At 34.2% G+C, this 9,222-nt stretch carries 5 protein-coding genes and 1 tRNA gene; 5 read left to right on the top strand and 1 reads right to left on the bottom strand.

Annotated features, from left to right (window positions below):
• Positions 1 to 17: 17 nt before the first annotated feature.
• A complete protein-coding gene (locus ACFFHT_RS01455; protein ID WP_382372793.1) occupies positions 18 to 644 on the bottom strand; it encodes a hypothetical protein in 627 nt (208 codons plus the stop codon).
• 535 nt (positions 645 to 1,179) lie between these two features.
• On the opposite strand from ACFFHT_RS01455, the gene ACFFHT_RS01450 reads away from it, so the two are divergent.
• The 5 genes from ACFFHT_RS01450 (at position 1,180) to ACFFHT_RS01430 (ending at position 8,665) form a co-directional block, all read left to right on the top strand.
• Complete coding sequence (locus ACFFHT_RS01450) at positions 1,180 to 2,115, top strand: ArdC family protein (RefSeq protein WP_382372791.1); 936 nt, start codon at positions 1,180 to 1,182, stop codon at positions 2,113 to 2,115.
• 104 nt (positions 2,116 to 2,219) lie between these two features.
• A complete protein-coding gene (locus tag ACFFHT_RS01445; RefSeq protein ID WP_382372789.1) occupies positions 2,220 to 2,969 on the top strand; it encodes a DUF1281 family ferredoxin-like fold protein in 750 nt (249 codons plus the stop codon).
• 82 nt (positions 2,970 to 3,051) lie between these two features.
• The gene (locus ACFFHT_RS01440; protein WP_382372787.1) at positions 3,052 to 3,873 is read left to right on the top strand and encodes an N-6 DNA methylase; all 822 of its coding nucleotides are present in this window, start codon (positions 3,052 to 3,054) and stop codon (positions 3,871 to 3,873) included.
• A 179-nt stretch (positions 3,874 to 4,052) separates the two neighbouring features.
• Positions 4,053 to 8,228, top strand: coding sequence for a YadA-like family protein (locus ACFFHT_RS01435; protein WP_382372785.1), 4,176 nt, complete (start codon positions 4,053 to 4,055; stop codon positions 8,226 to 8,228).
• Positions 8,229 to 8,591: 363 nt separating this feature from the next.
• Positions 8,592 to 8,665 (top strand) — tRNA-Cys (locus ACFFHT_RS01430).
• Positions 8,666 to 9,222: the final 557 nt, after the last annotated feature.

The following is a 9,222-nucleotide window of genomic DNA, read 5'->3' as shown; positions in this document are numbered from 1 at the left end:
ATTCCTTAATTATCTGCTTAGAAATTATATTGATATAAGTGTTCTATCAACTTATCATAATTGCTAGGTTCTCTACACTTTATCTCAATAGAACCAGGTCCCATTAGCGTCCAATATTGTCCCCGTACATCATCAGAACTTAGAATTATTTTTTGCAAAAAAACATCATAAACAATTCTCTTATATGTAATAAAAATATTTAAATAATTAATTTCCTTCAAATAAATTATTATGCCTGAATGTACTACTCCCTCATCAAATACATATTTATTTCCATCAAAATTTATTTTATATGGGATTAATTTTTTTTCAGATGGTGATAAATTGGAATAACTTAACTCTAAAAGAGTTCTATATTCATTATAATTTTCTACTGACCTTAACTTCTCAATTCCTCGTTGTTTTTGCCATTCTTCTACTGGCATGAGCACTCTCACTGTATCACCTGCTATTGCACAACGAATTGGTGTTGTTATTTCAGCAATGATCCTATCATAATTGATAAGCAGTAATAATATTATAAACATGCCACAACAAATATGATGAACAATACAACAATATTCTTCAGACTCAGAATGAGAAGCAATAACGTTATAAATATCTTTATACTTTTTACTTACTTTCTTTATTAGCCAACGACACATTTCTTACCTTATACAGGGAATACATACTTAATTGATAACTATACTTAATGACAACAACAAAAATCAATATAAAAAATAAATATATATTGTGATAATTATCACAAATTAGAATAAATAACCTAAAATCGGATAGGAGAGGTTTTTATTACAAATATTTTTTAAAACTGGCAGAGGCGATTGAAATTGCTGTTCCAACTAAAAAATAATAATGTAAATTCTAGAAAATTTTTCAATAATTTCATATAACTAATAACTCCTTCTTATCCGACCAAAAGTTTGTTATCAATGCAACATTAAATCGCTATCGTAGGTAGCATTTAAAACCAAGCACTGACCTGTAATGTGCTGATATCTTTTTTATTTGATATAAATGGTCGCCTTTAAGCTATATGCTTACTCACTTTTTATAGTGATATTTATGTTTTATAGTTACTCTATTGCCAAAATAGAATACTATATACTTTCTTTCACCCTCTTTTGGGAACAGCCTTCCCAATAAGAGGTCTGTTCCCTTTTTTATTAAGGAGAACAGATTATGAAATCGAAAAAAACTCACTTAGATATTTATCAATATGTCACTGATCGTATCATTACTGCACTTGAAAATGGGGTAAGACCTTGGATTAAACCTTGGAATAATGTATGTACATTACCTCAAAATGTATCTGGTCGTTATTACAATGGCATTAACATTCTTTTATTGCAGTTAACCGCCATCGAAAAAGGTTATACTCAGTCCAAATGGATTTCTGTCAAAAAGATTAATAAACTTGGTGGAAAAATCCGCAAAGGTGAAAAAGCAACAAAAATTGTTAATTATCACCCTATTTCTAAAGAGAAATGTGATGAGAATGGACAAGTTATTTTAGATGAGAATGGTTATCCAGAAATTGAACACTTTGCCTTTATTACTGCCTTTTCTGTCTTTAATATTGAACAATGTGAAAATTTACCTGAGAATCTATTCGATAAACCCCAAACAAGTCCATCTGATCTACAAAAAATTGCAAAAGTAAAGCAAATTACTTCTGGAATGAATGTGAAAATTAATCACGGTAATAATAACCAGGCTTATTATAAGCCATCAACGGATAGTATTATTATGCCAAATCGATCTCAATTTGATACAGAGCAAAATTACTATAGTGTTTTATTGCATGAAATAGTACATGCAACTGGTCATAAAGATCGATTAAATCGTGATGGAATTACTTCAACAAAAGCAAAATTCGGAAATCAAATCTATGCATTTGAAGAACTTATTGCTGAGATGGGAAGTGCTTTTCTTTGTGCTGCTTTAGGCTTCGACACGATATCTAATCATGCAAATTATATTGATTCGTGGCTTAAAATCCTCAAATCAGATAAAAAAGCTATCTTTAGAGCATCGGGCCATGCAAGGAGAGCAATAGATTATTTATTGCAAATAGAAGAAATTATGCAACTTCAAGAACAATATACAGCTGCATAAAATTCGTTATTAAATACACTCACCTTTTATGAGGGGTATGTTATCCCTCATAAGAATGGATACATACTCTTTTAATTACTTATTACTATTTAAGGAGGTATGTTATGCCAAATTGGTGTGAAAATCGCTTAGATATTATTGCGAATACCGCAGATGAATTGAAAACTGTTCTTGAAAAAGTCATACGTCTTCATGATAACAATGAAGAAGATTATCACTTTATTCTTGATTTTGAATTACTTCTTCCAATGCCAAAAACATTAAATATTGGTGTTAATTCTTTTGTCGATAATACAGTTGAGTTATTAAAACTACCAGCTGATTCGCAAGTAGCAAATATTACGTTACCTAACCCAATTCATCATAGTTTATCGACTCTTGCTCGAGATAATAAACTAATGACAATTGGGGAATGTATTCAATGGTTAGAGCAAAATTCCGATAAGCAACAGCAATTCGGATTTAACTTATTGTTTGGTCGTCAATATTTAGAAAATATTGAAAAGTACGGTGTAGGAAATTGGTATGATTGGTGTTATAAAAATTGGGGAGTAAAGTGGAATGCAACTACACAATATTGTCCTGATTATGATATTAATCACACAGAATTTTCCATTGACTTTGATACCCCTTGGTGTGCTCCTGAGGCATGGTTTAAGACATTAATTGATACATTTCCAAATGTAACATTTAAGCTAACTTATTTTGAACCAGGTATGTTCTTTGGGGGCATCTGCTCGTCTGTTGAATCTGAAAATTGTTATTATCAATATCCTGAATCTACATCTGAAGTAAAAATTCTTGCGAAAGAATTCGGTTATGAAGATGAAGATTGGCATTGTGATAATGAATAAATTTTAACTTATCTATTTTCTTCCCTTAGAGGAGTAACCTCCTCTAAGGGTTACTCCTTTATTCGACTTAAGGAGTAATGTAATGAAAGAGAAAACTAGACAAGATGAGAAGAAAACATTTATCAGTGATTTTCACAGACTTATCAATATATCAGGAAAAAGAAGTTCTGCTTTATTTAGTGACTTTATTTTCATTTTTGGCTTTGAACTTTATGCTTGTGTAATGAAAATCATAAATATAGAAGTTGATGAAAATCTTTTACAAGACTACCAAAGGATAGCTATATCATATAATCAAGAAGAAAAAACACTACTTAGTAAATTATTTTCTTCTGTCGTTATAGCATTTGAGCAGCAACCTTATCAAGATTTTCTAGGCGATGTGTTTATGTCATTAGATTTAGGTGATGAATTTAAAGGACAATTTTTTACGCCATTTCCTATTGCCGAATTTATGGCTCAATTACATATTGACAAAAACACACACAAAAAAGAGTTTATTACATTAAGCGAACCCTCATGTGGTTCTGGAGCAATGATTATAGCGATGGCAAAAACATTGCAACAATATGATATCAATTATCAACGACAACTTTATGTTGAAGCAAGAGATATAGATTTTATTACTGCAATGATGTGCTATATACAGCTAACATTACTTCATATTCCTGCTACAGTGATTGTTGGAGATACATTAAGTAATGAGCAAAGATATTGTTTTCATACATTAGCGTATGTTACTGGTAATTGGGCTATTCGCTTACAGAGTGAAGAAAGCAATGAATCTTCATTAATTATTAAAGAAGATATATCAAAAATACACTCTAATTTATCTATTAAAGAAATTAAAGAGATATGGCATAACTCTACTATTGATTTAGATGATGAAATCATCTTTGGATAGTATAGTCTACACCTGAAAGCTAGGTATTAATCACTAATTACCTAGCTTTTTCTTTTTTATATGTTTTTAATATTCACTAAAAGTTAGAAAATTTTTCTTATTAATCAAAAAATAATTATCTATTCACAGTATGATTAAGTAATCTGATGATGTCTCTTTAAATACATAAGGAGACTAATATGAAAAAAACTACTCTCGCTTTAATTTTAGCTGCTACCTTATCAACAGCTCATGCTGCTACAGAAAATCAACAATCCGATCTAGTAAACATCACGATTAATAATATCGGGGATGATTCAGGCTTAGAAATAGGAACAAATGCTCGGGCAAGAGGTACTGGATCAATCGCAACTGGCACTAACTCACTTGCACTTGGAAAAAACGCAGTAGCCACAGGCGGTAATGAAACTAAAAATTCGATTACAAAGAAGTTAGCTGAAAACAAACAACGTTTAGACGAAATTTCTACTGCAGAAGCTAACACAAACCGTTTACTAAGCGAATTGCAAAACATCCGTAAAGTCGAAGCCGACATAATCGAAGCTGGCGAACGTGTAAAACAAGTCAGATTGGCAAAACAATCCGCATATAGCGTATGGCAAAATAAGCTAAAAACGTACAACGATACAGTTGCAGGTTCAGCCCAATTTTTAGCAGACGCTCAGGCAAAAATTGATGATTTAAATAGTCGTTTGACCGGTGTTAGTCGTATCCAAAATGTAGATATTAGCTCTGACGAAGGACTGACTAATGCAGCAACACAACTTAAATCTATTGCAGAAGAGGGAACAACACTTAATTTAAGTGTAGATTTTTATAAAGACTATGTGAGTAGCTACTATACAGCATTAGGAGATGCGAGAACACTTGAAAATGAAAGTAATAATATTAAACAAAACATCAGATTCACTATAATAGAAGCCCTCAAAAACCAAGTAGTAAGTGGAACCCAAATAGCTCAAAATGTTATAGATACCTATAACAATACAATAACTAAATACAACATTAATCTCCCTGTGCTAAATTTAGATAACAATTATGTTGCTTTTGTTGGCTACAACCCTTTTTATGATTATGACGATACTACGAGATTGATACAAGACGGGGAAAAACTAAGATTAGTTAGAGGCAGAGATATCTCTATGCCAACAGTGTATGGAACTGTGGTTGCTGAAATTGATGATGTCCAGAGATTTGAATCTCTGTTTAAAAACAAACAACCAACCGACATAGAGTTTCAAAGAGTTATAACTAAGACAACATATGAAAATCAAAAAGAAGCACTCAAGAAAATTAGGGATAGTTTACCCGAACTATTGAATCAGAATCACTATTTCTTAGATGAAGATAATAGTAAAGCAAGAAGATATGCTTCTTATCTTGATAACTCCCTAATGCTTAAGGAATACGCATTAGATATAGCTTATTATCAAACTATGTATGAGGAAACGAAAAATACGACTTGGTTAGATAAAAAAGTAGAGGCATTCAATAAGGCTAAAGCAATAGCAATGAGCATTACACGTATCCCATCACTCTATAATGGAGATGTAACCTCATTTGATAATCAAATTTACCAAGCTCATAATGCTTGGTACAAAGAAAATGTTTCTGATGTTTTATTAAAAAATAAAGTTACTACGCAAAAATTAACACAAGAGCTAGAAGAGGCTCTAGGCATTAATAAAAATGCGATTGCCGAGAAAGAAGCAGAGATTGCTCAATTAAAAACCGCAGCAGATCAGGCGAAAAGCACGTATGACAACACAAACCCTAGCGACGCAGACATTGCTTTGTCTCAGCGATATGAAGAAATCATGCGACAACTCACTGCTAAAGCGAATGAACTCAAATCTGAACAAGATAGATTACAAGCATTGCGTGACGCTTTAACACTGAATGACTTAACAAACGTCGGCGAAAATGCCTATGCCATTGGCACAAATGCCCTCGCAACAGGCGCTAACTCACTTGCGATTGGCACAGATACCATCGTGACAGGTGAAAACTCCATTGCCATTGGCAAAGGATCGGCTGTAACAGGGACTAACTCGATTGCGATTGGGACTGGGCATAATATCTTGGGTAACAATTCTGGGGCATTCGGAGACCCAGATTATATCTATGGTGACGGCAGTTACGCTTTTGGTAATAACAATACCATTGGTGAAGCCACTAACCCACATAACTCGGGCAACAATACTTTTGTGCTTGGATCTAATGTAGTGACAAAAGTCAACAATGCTGTAATCCTCGGAGCGAACAGTGCAGATGGTGGCGACAATACCGTATCTGTCGGCTCTACCGCAGCACAACGTAAGATTGTCTATGTGGCTGACGGCACTATTAGCCAAACCAGTAAAGACGCTATCAACGGTAGCCAAATTCACGATATCCTTGAAAATGGTACAAATGTGAACATTGAAAACTGGAAGACCCTGCTTGGTGTCGGTTCGACGGAAAACAGTGCAACAGCAACAGCATTAAGTAATCTAGCATCAGACTTAGCCAAGCACCTTGGCGGTGGCTCATCCGTGGACACCAATGGACGAGTAACAGCACCGACATACTCGATTACGGACGTAACTAGTACAACACCAACGGCTAAAAATTACAGCAATGTTGGGGCTGCATTAACTGCACTTGATAGTAATACTAAAGCTCTTAATACGACATTAGGTAAAAAAGCAGATAAAACTGATATTACTAATATCAATACTAGTTTAGACGGTATCAATACAGCATTAAATGGCAAAGCCAATACCAGCCTTAATAACATTACGAGTGATGGCGAAACAGTGATTAAAAACCTTGCTAAGGGAGCAGTTAAAGTGGTAGCAGGAACTAACACCACCGTCACCGAAGGTACAGATGGTGATACTAAGACTTATGCAGTCAATGTCTCTAATGACGCAATTAAAGGTGCTGTACAAAAAGACTTAGATAGTAAAGCAAACAAAGACGCCAGCAACCTTGTGTCAGCAGACGTGCAGAAATGGCAAGAGAAACTTGGTAATGGCACCAATACTAAAGGTGATAAAGGCTTGATTACTGGCGATACACTAAATACCGTTTTAACTGCTGCATTATCAGATAAAGCAAATAAAACTGATATTACTAATATCAATACTAGTTTAGACGGTATCAATACAGCATTAAATGGCAAAGCCAACACTAACCTGAATAACCTTACTACGGATGGTGAAACGGTGATTAAGAACCTTGCCAAAGGCGCAGTCAAAGTGGTAGCAGGAACTAACACCACTGTCACCGAAGGTACAGATGGTGATGCTAAGACTTATGCGGTCAACATCTCTAATGAAGCGATTAAAGGGGCAGTCCAAAAAGACTTTGACAGTAAAGCTAACAAAGATGCCAGCAACCTTGTGTCAGCAGACGTGCAGAAATGGCAAGAGAAACTTGGTAATGGTAAGAATGCCAAAGGCGATAAAGGATTGATTACTGGCGATACACTGAATATTGCTTTAGAAACTAAAGCAGATAAAGGTGATATTACTACGATTAATACCTCTCTCTCTAATAAGGCTAATACTGACCTGGACAATATAACTAATAATGGTAAAACCACTATTAAGAACTTAGCCAATGAAGCTGTAGAAATCGTAAATGGTACTAATACTACCGTATCTAAAACTGTTAAGGACGGTAATACATTGTATGCGGTCAATGTATCTAATAACGATATTAAAGAAGCTATTCAGCCAGACCTAAATACTAAAGCCAATACAGATGCAAGTAATATTGATGCTGAAAAATATGCTAAAAAACTGGGCATAGGCACAATTTCAGAAACTGATAAAAATCTTGTTAACGGTAAAACTGTTTATACCGCAATTCAGAATGCAGTAATCAACGGTATAGACGTATCTAACAAGGCAGATAGATCAGCGAAAAATCTCACTGCTCAAGATGTACAAAAATGGCAAAACAAGCTAGGCACAGATAAAGTTGCAAAAAATAGTAAACAACTTGTCACAAGTGGTGCAGTACATAGCTATGTGCATGATATGACTCGTAACACGTTAGCACAAGCAAATACTTATACTGATATGCGCATTAATGGTTTGCAACAGCATACAGATAAACAAATTAAACGCCTCAAAGAAGAAACCAGAGCTGGCATTGCTTCCGCAATGGCAATGAGCGCAATTCCAACCGTAACAAATAAACGTTACAACGTAGGTGCAGGAACGGCAACTTTCAGCGGTGAAAGTGCGGTTGCAATCGGCTTACGTGTTAAGAGTGACAAAGATAACGCTGTTGTTAGCTTTAGTGCGTCAGCCAGTTCAAGTGGTGATATAGCAGGTGCGGCTGGATTTGCGTTTGGATTTTAGCTCTAAATACAAAAATAGATACTGTCGCCACTGGCGACAGTGTTTATTTTTTAAGCATACAAAGCATTTTGATACCTAATATTATGATTTCATAACAAAAATTGTCTTTACACATAACGAAAAAAAAGAGTAGAATCATTCGTGATCAATTAGATCAATAGAAACCATTCAAGGTAAAAAAGTTATAAATTAATTGAGATAGTTTACCTGGTTTACACAAGGGATTTAAAATCCCTCGCCTTTCGAGGCGTGCCAGTTCAAGTCTGGCTTCGGGCACCATTCATTTTATATATTCAATGGATTTTTAATAGTAACTTCCCCAAATTAGTTCTTAAAATTTAAAATCCTTGAATTGCCTTATATGGCGTGTTAGCAAAGCGGTTATGCACTGGATTGCAAATCCATGTAGATCGGTTCGACTCCGGTACACGCCTCCATTATCCACTAATAACTTATTGATTTTAATATAAATATAATAAGGCATATAGGACAAAAAAATTTGGTCATATTACACCTCTGGAAAACAAACCTATCAACAACTTGCCGTTAAATATCATTATTCAGTCAGAACTATTCAAAGACATATTGATAAAGCCCTTAAAACATCTTTAAAAACTCCTTTAAATCGATACCTGAACATCAATTATGGATACGACTTTCTTCGGTCGTTATTTTGGTGTGATACAGATGTGTCAATTTCATATGGTGGCAATTGTGATGAGAAAATTAAATAATCATAATGGCTTAACGAAAAAACGTAAAATGTTGTTTATACAAGATTTTTTAAATAAAAAGAGTGGCTAATATTTAAAGAAAATAAATATTAGCCACAATTTTGTCTACTTGGCATAGTTTTTGGTAGATCAGCAACAAATTTGTCTACTATGTCTTTAATTAATAGAAAACAAAAAGGGTAACCAAATGATCTGCACCCCTAAAGTTGGACTTATTATCCAACAGACAGAGGTGCAGATTTTTTATGACCAAATATAAC

It is taken from the genome of Gallibacterium melopsittaci (assembly GCF_042433085.1).
Lineage (GTDB): Bacteria > Pseudomonadota > Gammaproteobacteria > Enterobacterales > Pasteurellaceae > Gallibacterium > Gallibacterium melopsittaci.
This window is presented reverse-complemented; position numbering and strand designations above follow the sequence as displayed.